Source organism: Deltaproteobacteria bacterium (assembly GCA_021737785.1).
GTDB lineage: Bacteria > Desulfobacterota > DSM-4660 > Desulfatiglandales > Desulfatiglandaceae > AUK324.
Window position 1 is genome coordinate 1 of record JAIPDI010000043.1, and the last position, 17,567, is coordinate 17,567.

Annotated in this window: 13 protein-coding genes; 8 read left to right on the forward strand and 5 right to left on the reverse strand. The window is 56.9% G+C overall.

The window, feature by feature from the left end:
• Positions 1-134: 134 nt before the first annotated feature.
• The 3 genes from K9N21_18215 to K9N21_18225 form a co-directional block, all read right to left on the reverse strand.
• Complete coding sequence (locus tag K9N21_18215; protein MCF8145849.1) at positions 135-452, reverse strand: hypothetical protein; 318 nt, start codon at positions 450-452, stop codon at positions 135-137.
• Between the two features lie 297 nt (positions 453-749).
• Entirely contained in the window at positions 750-1,175 is a 426-nt protein-coding gene (locus K9N21_18220) for a hypothetical protein (GenBank protein MCF8145850.1), read from the reverse strand.
• 124 nt (positions 1,176-1,299) lie between these two features.
• Entirely contained in the window at positions 1,300-2,073 is a 774-nt protein-coding gene (locus K9N21_18225) for an ADP-ribosylglycohydrolase family protein (GenBank protein ID MCF8145851.1), read from the reverse strand.
• Between the two features lie 326 nt (positions 2,074-2,399).
• Between K9N21_18225 and K9N21_18230 the strand changes: the two genes are divergently transcribed.
• Entirely contained in the window at positions 2,400-4,484 is a 2,085-nt protein-coding gene (locus K9N21_18230; GenBank protein ID MCF8145852.1) for a molybdopterin-dependent oxidoreductase, read from the forward strand.
• Between the two features lie 72 nt (positions 4,485-4,556).
• Here K9N21_18230 and K9N21_18235 read toward each other — a convergent pair whose 3' ends face one another.
• On the reverse strand, positions 4,557-5,219 hold the full coding sequence (locus K9N21_18235; protein ID MCF8145853.1) for an HD domain-containing protein: 663 nt from the start codon (positions 5,217-5,219) through the stop codon (positions 4,557-4,559).
• Positions 5,216-6,103, reverse strand: a complete 888-nt coding sequence (locus tag K9N21_18240; GenBank protein ID MCF8145854.1) for a LysR family transcriptional regulator — start codon at positions 6,101-6,103, stop codon at positions 5,216-5,218. The genes K9N21_18235 and K9N21_18240 overlap by 4 nt, the downstream gene beginning before the upstream one ends.
• A gap of 236 nt (positions 6,104-6,339) precedes the next feature.
• On the opposite strand from K9N21_18240, the gene K9N21_18245 reads away from it, so the two are divergent.
• From K9N21_18245 to K9N21_18275, 7 genes are all read left to right on the forward strand, one after another.
• The gene (locus tag K9N21_18245; protein MCF8145855.1) at positions 6,340-8,316 is read left to right on the forward strand and encodes a respiratory nitrate reductase subunit gamma; all 1,977 of its coding nucleotides are present in this window, start codon (positions 6,340-6,342) and stop codon (positions 8,314-8,316) included.
• A gap of 213 nt (positions 8,317-8,529) precedes the next feature.
• Positions 8,530-9,519, forward strand: coding sequence for an electron transfer flavoprotein subunit alpha/FixB family protein (locus K9N21_18250; GenBank protein MCF8145856.1), 990 nt, complete (start codon positions 8,530-8,532; stop codon positions 9,517-9,519).
• The gene (locus K9N21_18255; protein MCF8145857.1) at positions 9,516-10,307 is read left to right on the forward strand and encodes an electron transfer flavoprotein subunit beta/FixA family protein; all 792 of its coding nucleotides are present in this window, start codon (positions 9,516-9,518) and stop codon (positions 10,305-10,307) included. Before K9N21_18250 ends, K9N21_18255 begins: the two co-directional genes overlap by 4 nt.
• Positions 10,308-10,444: 137 nt before the next feature.
• A complete protein-coding gene (locus tag K9N21_18260; protein MCF8145858.1) occupies positions 10,445-12,088 on the forward strand; it encodes an NAD(P)/FAD-dependent oxidoreductase in 1,644 nt (547 codons plus the stop codon).
• A gap of 118 nt (positions 12,089-12,206) precedes the next feature.
• Positions 12,207-12,971 (forward strand): 3-oxoacyl-ACP reductase FabG, encoded by a 765-nt coding sequence (locus K9N21_18265; protein MCF8145859.1) that lies wholly within the window; start codon positions 12,207-12,209, stop codon positions 12,969-12,971.
• Positions 12,972-13,247: 276 nt separating this feature from the next.
• The gene (locus K9N21_18270; protein ID MCF8145860.1) at positions 13,248-14,396 is read left to right on the forward strand and encodes a (Fe-S)-binding protein; all 1,149 of its coding nucleotides are present in this window, start codon (positions 13,248-13,250) and stop codon (positions 14,394-14,396) included.
• 48 nt (positions 14,397-14,444) lie between these two features.
• The gene (locus K9N21_18275) at positions 14,445-17,513 is read left to right on the forward strand and encodes an FAD-dependent oxidoreductase (protein ID MCF8145861.1); all 3,069 of its coding nucleotides are present in this window, start codon (positions 14,445-14,447) and stop codon (positions 17,511-17,513) included.
• Positions 17,514-17,567 lie beyond the last annotated feature (54 nt).

Below are 17,567 nucleotides of genomic sequence, written 5' to 3' on the forward strand. Positions count from 1 at the left end.
TGGGTGCGGTGGTTAGACCGCGCTAGGGCATAGTCCTCAGAGTTTTTCATTTAATTGCCAGAATTCCTTAACTTTAGGCACTTTAGATCACTTTAGACATTTTAGTCACTTCTGGGTTGCGGGCACAGCCCGCATTAGGATCTATTGACTGTCTCTTCTGCAGGGTCATGTGTCAGGTCATCTTCAGCATTCTCGCCGGGGAGATGCGTTCGCAGGCAGAGGTCGAATCCCATGGACCGGAGGGCCTCCATCCAATAAGTTGCCTGATCCAGGTCTTCATAAGTGCCCACCAGGAGGAGGCACCTGTCCTGTTCGTCCCAGACCCAGCAGTATTCAACAAACCGGATGCCCTGTTCCTCCAGCCGGATCCTGAGAATTTCCCTGACCTGTTCCCTCTGATTAAACGCCAGCCCCCTGTAGGAAGGCCCCACGATTAATACGTGTGTACGCATGGTAGAGGAGATCATCGCTTCTGTCGGCATACAGGTGAGAATATCATAAGGGGGTTTGTCACGGCAATCCTTTGACAATCGGGTGAGTATCCAGAACACCCTGGCGAGGATCCGGATGAGCAAATCCGCGAGTGTTCTGTGCGTGTGAGGAGGAGCGGGAGCTTATGAATTCGCAGTCATCGGATAATAAGAAATGGGGGAACTGGATGAACAGGCTCCCCCATTTTAGAAGGCCAAAGGGCGTTGACAACAGTCAGGTGCGTCAGAAGCCCTGATAGGGACGATTTTTTTTATCTATCACTTACCGCCTGCCCCTGAAGGTTGGACGTCAATCACCATGATATCCTGCGTTCCTATAAATGCCTCGTTACCAGTAGTGAACCCAGTCAACGTTAGTGTGTTATAGTCGCCAATGATCAGTCCGTCCAATGTTTTTATTTCATCTGACACGAATTTGGCAACAAAGTTACCCCGATCATCAGATTTCCACCAATCGATTGCAACACCGTTGAGAAATACAGACGCTCCAACCACCAGATTATAGGCAATGTCCGTATGAACAGTGACAATAGTGCTGTTACTCTGAATGTTGAGGACATTTGGAGACACATCAATCTCAATGTCGAAGGCATGGCATTGGGAAGGCATCTGGAACAGAACCAGCGCAAGGGCCAGGCAACACGCTAGCGGCAGACAGAATTTTCTTACGCTTTTGAAAATCATTATGTCTCTCCTTTCAAACGCTTAGGGATTAAGGAAAAGCCGCCGAGGAACCTTTTTCATTTTTTTTCCCGGCAGATTTTATTCCTCTTCAGAAGCAATGTCAATCGGCGATTTGCGCATATCTTCACCAATGCATGAATTTTGAGTAGAACCTGTCAATGATTTCCAGGAGATCGGAGGGAAGGATGTGTCGGACCGTTTCTTGAATCGGTTCCGGGACCGGACCGTAGAAGGCCTCGGCAATGCCCCCGGCAATGCAGGCAAGGGTGTCGCTGTCGCCGCCCAGAGAAACGGCATTTCGAATTGCGTCTTCATAGGAGGTGGAATCCAGGAAACAGATGATCGCCTCGGGGACGGTGCCCTGACAGGATATGTCAAAGGTGTAGGTCGGCCGGATGTCGGCCGGGCTTCGGTTTAGATCGTACAAAAAATCAGTGCTGATCCGCTTTCGGATCTCCTCTTTTAGATGACCGGTTCGAGCCATCCATATGGCGAGGGCCGTGGCCTGTGCGCCTTTGATCCCCTCCGGATGGTTGTGGGTCACGGCAGCCGTATTCTCCGCCTCCCTTATGACTGTGGACTCGTCGCCGAAGGCAAAGCCCACCGGGCTGACCCGCATGGCCGACCCGTTCCCCCAGCTGTTATAGGGACGGGGATCGTCGGAGAGAAGCCAGCGGATGAACGCCCCGCCGTATCCCGCGTGAGGATACCGCTTCCCGAACTCCCGAAGACAACTCCCATATGACCGGCCGGTCAGGATCGCCTCTGCAACGGCTGTTGTGAGGACCGAGTCGTCCGTAAAAGTGCTCGAAGGACTGAACAGGGGGAAGTCCTTTGTCTTGATGGGAGACCCTTCATATACCGATCCGATAATATCTCCGGCAATAGCGCCAATCATCTTTTCCCTCCTGACATATCACTTGAGCAGATTCGTTGAAACCCGATCGATGCAGTATTTGCACTCGCGCACCGCATATGATACGCTTCATTTTTTTTGGTCGCTTCTTTGGCCGGGAAGCTCACAGTAGGTGCCTCGTCCTACTCTACCACAAGGCGAGTCAATGTTAAACTACCGCTTCGCTTTCACTGCCGGCCCCGGCATCACTCGGAACTCAGCCTTGAAATATTCAATTTTAACAGGCGTGTTCCGGGTCCTTCACCGATTCGGGCAGAAAAATTCCGGGACGGGTAAATCTTTTTTCATCTTTATTTGATCGGAACGTTATGACGAACAAAGCTGAGATTCCCACCCTTTGCAGGATGTGTGACCATGGGTGCGGCATACTGGTTACTGTTGAAGACGGAAAACCCGTCCATGTCCGGGGAAATCCGGCCCATCCTTTCAATAAAGGGTGGATATGCGTCAAGGGCAAGGCCTGCCTGGACCTTTACTATTCGCCCATCCGTTTGAAAACCCCCCTCGTTCGACAGGGGGGCCGACTCCTTGAGACCACGTGGGATGAAGCGCTCGGGCATATCTCTGAAAAGCTTGCAAGGCTGAAGGAAAGATGGGGTCCTCAGGCCCTGGCAATCTATTATGGAGAAGGGGTAGGGCACCAGGAAATCAGATATTATATGAAGCGATTTGCCAATGTTTACGGCACACCCAATTTCATGAGTGTCGGGTCTATCTGCAATGCTTCCAGAACCCTCGGTGAGACCCTGACCCTTGGCGGGCTCACCAAACCTGACATGGCCCATTCCAGGCTCGTACTGGTCTGGGGGGCAAATCCCCTGGTTTCACACGAACCGGTCCCGCCGAAGATCATACACCGCCTCGCAAAATCGAGTGTTCCTCTTATTGTGGTTGATCCTCGAAAGACCGAGACCGCTTCCAAGGCGAACGTGCATCTGGCCGTCCGTCCGGGAACCGACCACACGCTGATTCTCAATATGCTTCATGTCATATTCACCGAAGGGCTCTGGGACCGGGACTTTACAGACAGATGGGTGAACGGGTTCGAGACCCTGTGTTCGGTGGTAATAACCGCCCGGTTTTCGCCCGAAAGAGGTGCCGCCATCACCGGAATCGATCCGGGTTCGGTCCGGCGTGTGGCGCGTGCCTATGCTGAAACCAGGCCCGCCTCCATGTTTACGGGAAACGGTGTGGAGCATCATCCTTCGGGCGTAAATACCGCAAGACTTCTGGCCGTGCTGAAGGCCGTTACCGGAAATCTTGATGTTCCCGGGGGTGACCTGTTTACGCCGAAGCCATTAATCAAAGACATCACCGCCCCCCTTCCCCCATCCAAGGTCCCGGCTATCGGTGCGGAACAATTTCCGGTTTTCTGCAAGGCCCGCGGAGAAGCCCATGCACTCTGTGCTACCCGGGCCATCCTGGAGGAAAAACCATATGCCATCAAAGGATTGACCGTCACCGGAGGAAATCCCACCCTTCAATGGCCCGACAGCGACCGCACCCGGGATGCCTTAAAAAAACTGGAATTTCTTCTGGTCATCGATGTGGTGAAATCCCCGGACAGTTGTTTCGCGGATGTGGTCCTTCCTGCCTGCACTTTTTTGGAGCGGGATGAGCATCGCTCAAACGTCTATCTGAACCTGAGCCATATCACCCTGCGAAGGTCGGTGACAGCGCCTGTGTACGGTATCCCGGATCAGATGATCTGGATAAGACTGGCGCAGGCCATGGGTTACGGCGAGTATTTCCCGTGGCGTACCTGCGAACAAGGGATTGATGATCTCCTGAAGGATCTGGGGATATCCTATGCAGGGCTTGCGGCCGACGGGGGAATCCACCAATATGCGCAAAGGACTTACAGAAAATATGAAACAGAGGGGTTTCACACCCCTTCCGGCAAGGTGGAGGTGTTATCGGAACGTCTCGAGAGTTTTGGATATGATTCTCTTCCGATCCAAGGACAGATGGCGGAAAAAACAGATCGAAATGAGATGGGCGAGGTTCCCTTGATCCTGAGCACCGGCGGAAATCTGCTTCCCTATACCCACTGGCAATTCCGATACATCCCCCGGCTCAATAAAAGGGCGCCCGAGCCGTTTCTCGAAATTCATCCGGATACGGCCGCCCGATGGGGAATCTCTGATTCCGATAGGGTTGAAGTGATGACCGAGACCGGCACCCTCCAAATCAAGGCCCGTGTGACTGAAAACATATGCCCGGGGACCGTACACATGGCCCAGGGATGGGAGAACAGCAATGCCAATCTGTTAACATCCGTTGAAGATTCCGATCCCATTTCAGGCTTTCCCAACCTGAAGTCCGTGAGGTGCGCGGTCAGGAAGCTGTCCATTGTAAGTCCAAACGGACGTATCCTGCCGAAAGGGGCATAGCTGCTGCGAGCAGGGAGCGCAGAGCAAGGGGCAGGGAGCAGGGAGCAAAGAGGGGTTTTGTTGTGCGTACCTTCAGCGGCCGCAGGTCTCATTCCCCTGGGAAGGCAGGTCATTGATTTCATCTTTCCGGCTGACAAGTTCCTTCCGTGCGAGCGTCACTGCGGTGGCGGAAAAGAACCACCCCTTGCACTTCTCTGCCAGGAACTCAAGAAGGGTGGCGGGTTTCAGATGCTGTCGTTCGGTCTCCCGCCAGAAACCGGTTCGGGAGAAGCGCCACAGCTTGTCCGCATCCTTGACCAGGGCCTCTTCAAGGGACGAGACGTCTTCTCCCGAGTCATGTCTGCTGATAATGGTCCGAATGGTTTGGATCAGTCCGGGATCATAGTTGAATGCACCCAGTATCCTTTCTGCAATAGCCGCGCCTTCTATTTCATGAATGCGGTTGAGGCGTTCGGCCTCTTCACCATTTGCCAGGACCCCATAGGCCACAGAGATGTACTCGGGTTTCAGCGCCGACCACCCCACATCGTGGAGGATTACGGCGGGTTCCACTATCTTCCGATCTCCTCCCTCATGCTGCAGGAGGGTCAACGCGTATCCGTAGGAAATTACCGCATGCTCCGAATCTCCTCTGATTTCGAGATAAGGATCGGCTGTTTCAAATAATCTTCCGGTGAATTCGGACCATTGCAGTATCCTTCCGCCTTCTGAAGGAAATGCCGAAGGGTGCATCATGCCTCCTCCTCGATCAACTGGAGAAATGCCTTCACTGGCGGTGAAAGATCGGCTCCCCTGGGAAATATGGTGTCTGTCTGTACAAAGATGGGGCCTTCCTTCAGCGGCACAGGCTTGAGCAGCCCCAAGGTGGCCTCCAACCGGATTTCAGGTCTGTAGAGGAAGGATATGCCTTGTCCTTTCATGATATATTCCTTGATAAATTCGACGCTGCCCGCCTCTAACAGCACCGAAGGGTTCACCCCGTGAGAGCTGAGGAGGGATAGGATGGCATATCTGGAACCCGAGCCGTTTTCCCGTATGATGATCGGCTCGTTCTCCAGTTCGCCGAGGGAGACGGCCTCGCATTTGGCGAAACGGTGCTGGGGGGAAACGACCAGGGAAAACTCCTCTCTCGAATAGGGGATAACGTTCAACCTGCTTTTATAGGGGAGCCTGCCGATGGTCCCCACGTCGTAGGTGAAGTCCAGGACTCCGTCCGCAACCTCCTGAGAGCTTCCCACCTTGAGAATCACCTTCACCTTTGGAAAACGTTTCTGGAACCGGGACAGAAGACCCGGCATGAGATGCCGCGCGAAACTTCGCGTGGTTCCGATGGTGAGGGAGCCATGGGCCGAGGTTGCGTGTCCCTTCAGGACATACTCCATTTCCTCGACGATTTCAAAGATCTTTTCTGCATAGCCGAAGAGGGCATGGCCCGCCCCGGTCAGTTCAAGACTCTTACCGTACTTTCTGAAGAGTTTTACCTCCAGGTCCTGCTCCAGGGATTTTATCTGCATGGTCACTGCAGGCTGGGTCACATAGAGGGATTCTGCCGCCTTTGTGATGCTCCTTTCCCTGGCGGCCAGAAAGAATGCCCTCAGCTGGTTGAGATTGATTCGCATATCAAGTCTATAAGTAAAACTTTGAGTGTATAAGAAAAACTTATGTGACTATAAAAATAAATGCTTTGACAAGTCAAGGGAGAAATTCGCAGTATTCTCGAAAATTAGATGAGGAATCGAGGATTCGGGGATTGAGGAATCGAGGGATTGAGGAATTGAAATTTTGAAGCAATCAGGTGCAGGAACCTCTGTAATCCGGCGAATCTGCGGATGGGATTGAGGGGGAGAGGACTTCTGTGACGCCGCATCGCACCATGTTCTGGCAGATCGACCATGTTTGGGTGTTCTATACCCTGGCTGCCCTTGCGACGATCCTGTTCCTGGCGGGTCTGGGGGCTCATGTCCGGGTATGGAGATCATCTTCAGGATCCCGGGAAATTTCCTTTTCAGCAGAGGCCCTCAAAAGAATGATCCTGGACGCACTACTGGGAAGGCGCCTTTTCCTGGGGGATTGGCCCGCAGGTCTGATGCACCTCTTCATCTTCTGGGGATTCCTGACGCTTTTTGTCGGCACCGCCATCCTCTCGATCCATCATTACGCTGCTTCGTTCCTGGCGGGTACGGCCTATCTGATCTTCTCCATCGCCATGGACGCGGCCGGGCTTCTCCTCCTGGCAGGGATCATCTGGGCCTTGATCCGCCGGTATCTTCAGCGCGTTCCACGGCTTGAACGCCGGCTCGAGGATGGGGTCGTGCCCCTGTGGCTCCTGATGATGGTGGTTTCAGGCTTTATGGTGGAAGGGGCGAGATTGTCTGCTCAACAACCGGAATGGGGTGCCTGGTCCTTTGCAGGCTGGTGGGCGAGCAGCCTTTTCACAGTCTCAACCGGCGAGACCGTTTATCCATCGCTCTGGTGGCTGCATACCCTCCTCTCTTTGAGCTTCATCGCCGTCATCCCTTTCACAAAGCTGTTTCATATCCTGGGGGCCCCTACCGCCATCTATTTCCAGGGCGCGGCCAAACCCGCAATACTGGGGATGGAAGACGGGGAAGGCGGGTTCGACCTGGGGGATGCGATCTTTTTTGACGGCTGCATGCGGTGTGGCCGGTGTGTGGCGGCCTGTCCCTCCGCAGGGGCAGGAGAACCCTTTTCCCCCCGGGCGTTTGTTCAGGCCATGCGGCACAGATTGTGGCGGGAAGAGTTTCCATGGGGGGATATCCGGTTCATGAGCCGGAATGAAGATCCCCTGGCGGATGACGTCTTCTGGTATTGCACCACCTGCCGTGCCTGTCTCGAGGTCTGCCCGGTTTACGGCGCTGCATTCGAGGCGGTGACCAAAGAGCGGGTGCTGGCCGTGGAAGAGGGGACCGGGGTCCCCGCCCTGCTGAGCCAGACCCTTGAGAAGCTCTTCAAGTACAATAACCCCTGGGAGTCATCCAAACGAAAGCGGGGGGCCTGGGCCGACGGGCTGGACCTGATGGATCTCACCAAAAAGGGGGTGGAGGCGGATCTCTGCTATTTTGTGGGGTGCACCACCTCCTTTGATGACACGGCCCAGAGGATCGCCCGATCCTTTTCAAGCGTCCTTCAGACTGCGGGCGTTAATTTCGGCATTCTGGGTAAGAAAGAACCCTGCTGCGGCGATATCGCCCGCCGAGTAGGGGAACTGGGCCTGTTTGAGGAGGAGAAGGAAGGATGCATGGCGCTTTTTGACACCTGCGGCATTACCGAGGTGGTTACCTCTTCTCCCCATTGCTTCCACACCTTCCAAAATGAATATCCGGACGCCCCCTTCAGGGCCCGCCATTATACCCTGGTTCTAAAGGAGCTTCTGGACAAGGGAAGGCTTTCGTTCAAAAGGGACATCCCGGCCGTTGTTACCTATCACGATCCCTGTTATCTGGGCCGGCACAACCGGATTTTTGACGAGCCGAGGGAGATCATCCGCGCCATACCCGGCATCCGGCTCAAGGAGATGACCCACCACCGGGCCGACAGCCTCTGCTGCGGGGGCGGGGGAGGGCGGATGTGGCAGGACCTTCAGGGCGAGGTCAAGATGAGTCATGTCAGGATCCGGGAGGCCGCGGCCACCGGGGCGGAAATCCTCATCACCGCCTGCCCCCTGTGCCTTATCATGCTGGAGGATGCCCGCAAGGCCGTGGGGCTGAAACCGCCTTTCCGGATTATGGATTTGAATGAACTGGTGTTGGAGGCGATATCGAACGCGGAATTCGGAACGCGGAACGCGGAACCGGGGACGCAAGGCCCATAGTGCATAGGGCAGGGAGCAGGGGGCCGGGAGCAGGGAGGAGAAGGCGGAGGACCGACGACAGAGGACGGAAGCCCCCGTGACCATACATAACCACCTCATAAGGGCGGAGCATATGACCGCCCATGACCATCTATGACGAACCACGGGCGTATATTCGAGGTTTTTAATCGACAATCTGCAATCATAAATCATCAATCCGATAGGGGGTTCAGGATGACTGATGTATTGATACTGGGAGAGATCAAGGACGGATTGCCGGATCTGAGGACCCTTGAGCTTTTGAGCGCGGGAAAGAATCTGGCGGATGGCGCCGGGGGCGGGTATTCCGTCCTGTTCATTGGGGACGCGGTTTCAGTGGCTGCGGACAAGGCCGGGGCCTATGGGCCTCACAGGGTGTACAGGGTGGAACATCCTTTGCTGAAGGGCTTTCAGCCCGATCTTTGGTTGAGCGCCCTGGAGCAGGCGTGCAGCCGGATCCATCCGTCCGTGCTTCTCATGAGCCACGGATTTGTGGGCATGGATCTGGGTCCGAGGCTGGCCTGCCGATTGAACAGCCGGCTGACCACCGACTGCATCGACCTGTCCATCGATCCTGAAGACGGCCTTCTGCTGCGGACCAAGGCGGTTTCAGGGGGAAATGCCATCTCGGTGTTCAAGTGCCCTGGCGAGCCCCAATTGGCCACGGTGAGGGGAAAGGTCTTTGCGCCTGCCGAGCCGGGTCAAACGCCGGGGGAGATGGTGGATATTCAAGTGGAAATCGATCCATCCATGATCCGGGTGGAATCCATCGAAATCGTCGAAGAGGAAACCGTCTCGCTGGACAAGGCCAACGTGGTGGTGGCCGGCGGCGCCGGACTGGGCGAGGCCGACGGGTTTGAACTTCTGGAGGAGCTGGCAGCGGCCCTGCGCAGATCCTTCGGCAATGTGATGATCGGGTGCAGCCGGGTTGCCGTGGACAAGGGGTGGATCTCCTCCGACCATCAGGTGGGGCTCACCGGCACCATGATCTCTCCGGATGTCTACGTGGCGGTGGGGATATCGGGGGCCATTCAGCACCTGGTGGGCATGGTCCATTCCAAGAAGATCATCGCCATCAACACGGACCCTGCATGCAACATATTCAAGGTGGCGGATTACGGCATTGTCGAGGATTATGAAGATATCGTTCCCGCGCTGGTGGAGAAACTGGAGGAGTTGTCATGACAGAGATACGCATCATCGTATGTGCGAAACAGATCCCGGACCCGGAGGCGCCCCTTTCCGACGTGAGCGTGGATGCGGAGAAGCTGGAGGTGATCGTCGATGCGCCCCAGGTGATCAGCCCCTTTGACGAAAATGCCCTGGAGGCCGCGGTTCGGTTGACGGAAAATATGGGTGGGAAGATAACTGTCTTGAGTCTGGGGAAAAAAGTCTCCGATACGGTATTGAGAAAGAGCCTGGCGGCCGGAGCGGACGAATTGATCCTTTTGGAGGACGATCAGTTTGAGAAGCTTGACAGCCATTCCACTGCCGCGGCCCTGGCAAAAGCCATTCAAAAGATAGGAGACTACGATCTGATATTGACCGGCAGGCAGGCAGGCGACTGGGATTCCGGCCAGGTCGGCTTGCTCCTGGGAGAAATGCTGGGGCTTCCCTGCATCAGTCTGGCACGGGACATCACCATCGAAGACGGCAGCGTGGTGGTAAAAAAGGGCATCCCCGAAGGCTGCGAACGGGTGAGGGCAAAGATGCCTGCCCTGGTGACGGTCAGTAATGAGGTAGGAGAGCTCAGGTACATCTCCAGGACCCGGATGCTCAAGATGATCCAGGGGGCCCGGTCCATCCCTTCATGGAGCGCGGTGGAGATCGGCGTAAACCCGGAGGCCCTCCAGAAAATGGCCATAACGGCCCTCTCATCCCCCCCGGATATGGGGAGGGATTGTCAGTTCATGGAAGGAGCGCCCGAAGAGATGGCGGAAAAGCTGGCGGCGGTGTTCATGGGGCTCAAGTAATCAGAATGCCGTTGTCGTGTTGGGTTTCGAGTGAGACCCTGCATGACAATGGGAGTGTCACGTTTTTGGAATTGCAAATCCGAGACGGATTATTGAAAGAGATTTCATTACATTTTTAATCTTAGGAGGGATAACGAATGGCGGACAAATCTTATGACGCGATAGTAATTGGCGGGGGACATCACGGGACGATTATCGCCCCCTATCTGGCCAAAGCCGGTTTGAAAGTCGGGGTCTTCGAGCGGCTGGATCATCTGGGCGGGGGGGCCGTTTCCTTTGACGACTCGCCGGCCCCCGGTTTCCGGGGCAACTTCTGCGCCCATTTCACGCGGTTTTACGGCCATCCGGCCTACAGGGAATTCAACCTTCGCGACGAGGGGCTGGAGTATGCGTTTCCGGACACCAATGAAGCGGCCGTGTTTGACGACGGGACCTCGTATGTGGCCTATGCCGGGTTTCCGGTAAAGGACCCTCAGACCGGAACAACCGAATACAGCGAGACCAATGTCAAGAAGACCTACGACCAGATTGTCCGCTTTTCCAAGGCCGATGCCGAGGCGTATCTGTACTGGACGGAAAAATACAAAGAAATCATCCGTCCGGCATTTGGGAGGCACAGGTACTCGGTGCCCACGCCCTATGGCGTGCCGGATGAAATCGAAAAGCTCATGAGCGATCCCAGGAGCGGACTGGATCCCTCCATGCAGTTCATGACCGCCAAGGAATGGGCCCACTTTGTCTTTGAAAGCCCGGAGTTGCGGATCCTCACCATGCGGGGCTTCCTCACCTCATGCGGTATCTACCCGGACGATGTGCCGGGCATCATGTATGCCTTTGCCACCCTCCATCTGGTCCTGGGATGGGAGACCGCGGCCATTGCCCGGGGAGGCACCCAGTCCATTACAGACTCCCTGGTGTCGGCCGGAAAAAAACTGGGGGTGGAGTACTTCATCAATTCCGAGGTGGACAGGGTCCTGATCGAAAACGGGAAGGCCAGGGGCATCAAACTGCTGGACGGCACCGAGATCGAGGCCAAGCAGATGGTGGTCTCGGACAATGCCACCCCCCAGTTGTTTCTCCGAATGATCGGGGAAGATCACCTGAACACCCCGATGAAGCGCAAGGTGGACACCTATTTCTTCGACCGAGCCCAGCTCTTCTGGGGACCCATCGCCGTTCACGAACTCCCGAACTACAAGGCGGCCAAGGACAACCCGGACATCAACCGCACCCCCCGCACCTATTATCTGCCAAAGGATCTGGCATACACGGAAGACAAATACATGCACGAGATCTTCCTCCTGGGCATGCCCTCCAAGTTCCACCTCCTGTCGGCCCCGGACAGTATCTGGGACCTCACCCGTGCCCCGGAAGGGAAGCACAGCATCCATGTGGAAGAGTTCACTGCGCCCGCCCGCATCTTCTCCCGGAAGGAATGGCGGCAACTCCATGATGAGTTCATCGACGCCATGATGGAGCAGTGGCGCAAATACGCCCCCAACATGACCAAAGACAATCTGATCGGGGAGCGTGTGGCCACGCCCATTGATATTCAGGACACCCATCTGGACATGCGGGAAGGGGGCTGGTCCGAAGGGAACTGCGGCGGTTCCCAGAGCGGCCGGTTCCGGGGGCTGCCGGGCGGACTCAGGACCTTTGTCAAAGGCCTGTACATGTGCTCCTCGGGCGTTGCCGGGGGACCTGCCATCGGACGGGGGTCCAGCTACAACTGCTACCAGGTGATCGCCGAGGACTACGGGCTCCGGAAGCCGGAGTTTTAAGGGGCGGGGGGCTTGGAGCAGGGAGCAAGGGGCGGGGAGCAGGGCATGGGGCAGGTCATTGCGGGCGCTTCGCTATGCGCTTTGCCCTTAGCGCTTGGCGCACGAAAGGAGTTTTAACATGCGGCTGAAGGAGAGGGTGGCCATTGTGACGGGCGGGGCGCGGGGACTGGGCAGGGCCTTCGCGCTTCGGTTGGCGCAGGAAGGGGCCCGTGTCATGGTCATGAACATCGTGCTCAGGGACAAGGACCTGGAGGATATGAAGGAAACGGTGCGGCAGATCCAGGACCTAGGGGGGGATGCGCGGTATTTTCAGGGGGATGTCTCCAGCGAGAACGACTGCCGCGCCATGGCCGAGGCAACCGAAGCGGCATTCGGACGTATGGACATCCTCATCAATAATGCCGCGGTGTACGAGGGTCTGGTGCGGAAGCCGTTCGACGAGATCGGCCTGGACGAATGGGACCGGGTCATGAGGGTGAACGTCAAGGGGGCCTTCCTGTGCGTGCGTTCGGTTTATCCGTACATGAAGGCGCAGCAGTATGGAAAAATCGTCAATCTCTGCTCGGAAACGGCCTTTACCGGATCCCACGGCTTTGTCCACTATGTGACATCCAAAGGAGGCATCCTGGCCATGACCCGGGCCCTGGCCGTGGAACTGGGCCCCCACAACATCTGCATCAACGCGGTTGCGCCGGGGTTCACCGACACCGAATCGAGCCGTTCTCTCACCGATGTGACCAAATATGATACCTCCAAAACCCCGCTTCAGCGCCTGGGGACCCCGGACGACATCACCGGTGCGGCCCTGTTCCTGGCCTCCCCGGAGAGCGACTTCATCACCGGGCAGACCGTGGTGGTGGATGGGGGGCGGTATATGCATTGAAGGCAGGGAGCAGGGAGCAGGGGGGAGAAAAAAGGCGCAAGGCGCAAGGCGTGAGACGAAAGTGGTTCGTTTCTTGTCGTTCCGCGTTCCGAGCTCCGCGTTCAACAGGGTGGGCATGAGGCTGCTTTCAATGTTCGTAGCTCCAAGCTCCCTGCTCCTCGCTCGAACCGTTCCGCGCTCCGCGTTCCGAGCTCCGCGTTCGAACGTTTGTTGATGAGGGGGGTCATGTCATTCTTCATTATTCACTCTTCATTATTCACTGATAGAGGCTGATTCGTGGAAGCGGTAGCACCGATCAAAGAGGTTTCGGACCTGATCAGGGATGCAGGGGGCGATGCGTTCAGGCTCTGTTTTCAATGCGGGCTCTGCACGGTGAGCTGTCCCTGGAACAGTGTCAGGAGCCTTTCGCCCCACCAGATGATCTGTCAGGCCAGGTTCGGACTGGCGGATATCGAGGATGAGGCGTGGTGGCTGTGCACCACATGCAACCTGTGCGTGAGCCGATGCCCCCGGGGCGTGGCTGTTACGGATATCATGCGGTCGGTCCGGTCCATCCTGTTGGAATACCAGTACAGCATGGCGCAACCCAGCCTCCGGAGCGCCATGGGGAGTCTGGGAGGCAACGGCAATCCATGGGGGGAAGAGCGGGCGAAACGGGCCGATTGGGCGCGGGACCTCCCTGTCCGGACATACACCCCGGACATGGACCTCCTTTATTTTCCCTGCTGCGTTCCTGCCTGTGACCCGAAACTCAAGAGCATTGCCCGTGCCACGGCGTCTATACTGCAGGCGGCAGGGGTCTCTTTCGGCATCCTGGGGGAAAAGGAAACCTGTTGCGGAGAGAGTGTCCGCAAGGCCGGGAACAACGAACTCTTCGAGAACCTGGCAAAGGAAAATATCAGCGCGTTTCATGATGCCGGCGTAAAGGAGATCGTGGCCAGTTCTCCCCATTGCTATACCACCTTCAAGGAGGATTATCCCGGACTCGGAGGAGACGTCAGGGTGGTTCACTTTACCCAGTATGCAGCAGGCCTCATCCAGGAGGGAAGGCTCGGGTTTACAAAGGAACTTAACAAAAGGGTGGTATATCACGACCCCTGTTATCTCGGCCGCCACAACGGGATATACGATGAACCGAGATATGTTCTGGGGAGCATTCCCGGTCTGGAACTGATGGATGAGACCGACTCCCGGGAAAACAGCCTCTGCTGCGGGGGTGGGGGGGGAAGGATATGGATGGAGACAAAAAAAGGGGAGCGGTTTTCCGACATCCTGATAAACCAGGCCGTGGCCCGGGGCGCTGAGATCGTGGCCACGGCCTGCCCCTACTGCATCCTCAATTTCAAAGACAGCATCGTCACCAATGAGCTGGAAGATGTCATTCAGGTGAAGGATATTTCAGAAGTGGTGGCGTCGGCACTCTAAATTTTACACGTCGAATTTCGGCGCTTGAACCCTACAGGAACTCGGCCCATGGACCCCACACATTCTGTCCCGTCATCAGATAGACACAAGGTCGGCGCGGTCCTGGTGGTAGGCGGAGGTGTCAGCGGAATTCAGGCCGCGCTGGATACGGCCGATTCAGGCTTCAAGGTCTATCTTGTGGACAGGGGGCCGTCCATCGGGGGGAGGATGTCGCAGTTGGACAAGACCTTCCCCACCAATGACTGCTCCATGTGCATCCTGTCTCCCAAGTTCATTGAATGTGCCACAAACCCCAATATATCCGTCATCACGGACACGGAGGTGGACGGGATCGAGGGTGATGCCGGGAACTTCGAGGTCTTCCTGAGCCGGAAACCGAGATATGTCGACCCCGCGAAATGCACCGGGTGCGGGACCTGTTCCGAGTATTGTCCGGTAAGTGTCCCGGATCCCTACAACGAGGGCCTGAGTACCCTCAAATCGATTCACCTCCCTTTTGCCCAGGCCGTGCCGGCGGTTTCCGTCATCGATCCGGCACACTGTCTGTTTCTCCTAAGAAAAGAATGCCGGATCTGCGCACCGGCTTGCAGGAATCAGGCGATTGATTTCCACCAGCATGAAGAAACACTGAAGATAGAGGTGGGCAGCGTAATCCTGGCGCCGGGCTATGAGCCGTTTCAGCCTGAACAGCAGAGCCAGTACGGATACGGGAGATTTCAAAATATCGTTACCAGCCTCGAGTTTGAGCGTCTCCTGAGCGCCTCGGGACCCAATCGGGGGGCATTGCGAAGACCGTCGGACGGGAAACCGCCCAAGAAGATCGCATGGATCCAATGCGTGGGATCCAGGGATGCCACCGCCGGCCATACCTATTGTTCGGCGGTCTGCTGCATGTACGCCATGAAACAGGTGATTCTCTCAAAGGAAAATCTCCCCGATCTCGACGCCGTTATCCTCCATAACGATATCCGGGCCTATGGCAAAGGATTCGAGCGCTATTACGAACGGGCAAGAAAGACCCCGGGTGTCCGCTTCATCTGGAGCAAGACCTCCGTTCTGACAGAGACACCCGGGACCGGAGACGTGGTGCTCAGGTATCGCGTGAACGGCACGGGCGTACAGGATGAGGCCTTCGATCTGGTGGTGCTGTCCGTCGGCATGTCCCCTCCGGACGGCAACCGGGCACTGGCGAAGCGTTTAAGCGTCGCGACCAACGGACACGGGTTCTGTGAAACCCGGGGGTTTTTCCCATTGGAGACCTCCCGGCCCGGAATCTTTGCGTGCGGAACCTTTCGCGGCCCCATGGATATCCCCGATTCCGTGACCATGGCCAGCGGCGCCGCCTCCTTGGCGTCAGAATTCCTTTCAGACCGCCGGGGGACGCAGATCACAGAGATATCCTATTCCCCTGAGCGGGATATTGCCGGGGAACCGCCAAGGATCGGCGTATTTGTCTGTGACTGCGGGACCAATATCGTCAAGGGAGTGGATGTGGCCGGAGTGGTTGAATATGCCAAAGGGTTGGAGGGGGTCGTCCATGTTGAGGAGGATACCTTTGCCTGTTCCATCGATGCCATTACCCGGATGGCGGGCACCATCCGGGAGAAGCGTCTGAACCGGGTGGTGGTGGCCGCATGTACGCCCAGGACCCATGAACCGGTATTCCAGGGTGTGCTCAAAAAGGCCGGATTGAACCCGCACCTGTTTGAGATGACCAATATCCGGGAGCACTGTTCCTGGGTCCATATGGGGGATCGGCAGACAGCTACCCGGAAGGCAGAGGATCTGGTGAGGATGGCGGTTTTCAAATCGCGCCTCCTGAGTCCGCTGGGCCGGTTATCCTATGCTGCAGCCAAGGCCGCCCTGGTGATCGGGGGCGGGATTTCGGGCATGGTCAGCGCCCTGGCCCTGGCCCGGCAGGGAGTCCATGTCCACCTGGTTGAAAAGGATGAAGAACTGGGGGGCATGGGGCGTCGCATCCGGTTTACCATCGAAGGGGGCGATGTGGGGGCCTATGTCCGGGGATTGATCCGCGAGGTGTATGCCGACCTCGGGATACAGGTGTATACGGAGGCGGAACTGGTGGACCTCTCCGGTTACGTGGGGAATTTCTCCAGTCGGATACGCACGGGAAACGGTCGCCTGATCAAAACCATCAGTCACGGGGTAACGATCGTCGCCACCGGGGCCGAGGAATTCAGGCCGCACACCTTTCTGTACGGCGAAGACCCGAGGGTGTCCACCCTCCTCGAGTTGGAGGATGCGATGGACGCCCATCCGGAGGCGTTCAGGGAGTGCAGCGCCCTGGTCATGATTCTGTGTGTGGGATCGAGAGATCCGGAGAGGCCGTACTGCAGCCGGGTATGCTGCGCCCAGGCCGTAAAAGACGCGTTGAAACTGAAGACCATCCACCCTGAGATGGAGATCACCGTGCTGTATCGCGACATGCGGACCTACGGGTTCAGGGAGGACTACTATCAAGAGGCGGCTGATCGAGGGGTGGTCTTTATCCGGTATGATGCGGACGACAAACCGGATGTCCGCATGGTGGAAGCGGGGGGGCGGTCTGTCCTGAGGGTGACGGTAACAGAGCCGGTATTGGGCCAGCGGTTGATGATAGATGCAGACCGGGTCGCCCTGGCAGCTGCAACAATCCCCCCTGCCGGCAACCGGACCCTGTCGCAGCTCCTCAAGGTTCCCCTCACCGAGGACGGCTTCTTCATGGAGGCCCATATGAAGCTCCGGCCGGTGGATTTCGCCACGGACGGCATCTTCATGGCCGGTCTGGCCCACGGCCCAAAGTTCATGGATGAGAGTATTGCCCAGGCAAGGGCTGCGGTCTCCAGGGCCATGACCATCCTGTCGAGATCGGAGATTATGGCGGGGGGGACCATCTGCGTGGTCAATGACCAGAGGTGCGCCGGTTGCGGGGTCTGCCAGGAGATATGCCCCTTTCATGCGATCGAGGTGATGCCGGAGACACAGAGGGCGGTGGTCCATGAGGCCCTGTGCAAGGGGTGCGGGCTCTGCGTGTCTTCGTGCAGAAGCGGCGCCCTGGACATCAAGGGGTTCAGCGAGGAACAGACCTTGTGTTTGATTGAGGCGGCGACAGGGTAAGGCATTAGGCGCAAGCCGTCAGGCATGAGGCGTGAGGCGTCAGGCATGAGGCGT

Excerpts from the sequence above, each read along its gene's own strand:
- K9N21_18225 (MCF8145851.1), bottom strand. The coding sequence starts at position 2,073 with ATGATTGGCGCTATTGCCGGAGATATTATCGGATCGGTATATGAAGGG.
- K9N21_18220 (MCF8145850.1), bottom strand. The coding sequence starts at position 1,175 with ATGATTTTCAAAAGCGTAAGAAAATTCTGTCTGCCGCTAGCGTGTTGC.
- K9N21_18255 (MCF8145857.1), top strand. The coding sequence starts at position 9,516 with ATGACAGAGATACGCATCATCGTATGTGCGAAACAGATCCCGGACCCG.
- K9N21_18265 (MCF8145859.1), top strand. The coding sequence starts at position 12,207 with ATGCGGCTGAAGGAGAGGGTGGCCATTGTGACGGGCGGGGCGCGGGGA.
- K9N21_18250 (MCF8145856.1), top strand. The coding sequence starts at position 8,530 with ATGACTGATGTATTGATACTGGGAGAGATCAAGGACGGATTGCCGGAT.
- K9N21_18235 (MCF8145853.1), bottom strand. The coding sequence starts at position 5,219 with ATGATGCACCCTTCGGCATTTCCTTCAGAAGGCGGAAGGATACTGCAA.
- K9N21_18230 (MCF8145852.1), top strand. The coding sequence starts at position 2,400 with ATGACGAACAAAGCTGAGATTCCCACCCTTTGCAGGATGTGTGACCAT.
- K9N21_18260 (MCF8145858.1), top strand. The coding sequence starts at position 10,445 with ATGGCGGACAAATCTTATGACGCGATAGTAATTGGCGGGGGACATCAC.
- K9N21_18215 (MCF8145849.1), bottom strand. The coding sequence starts at position 452 with ATGCGTACACACGTATTAATCGTGGGGCCTTCCTACAGGGGGCTGGCG.
- K9N21_18240 (MCF8145854.1), bottom strand. The coding sequence starts at position 6,103 with ATGCGAATCAATCTCAACCAGCTGAGGGCATTCTTTCTGGCCGCCAGG.
- K9N21_18275 (MCF8145861.1), top strand. The coding sequence starts at position 14,445 with ATGGACCCCACACATTCTGTCCCGTCATCAGATAGACACAAGGTCGGC.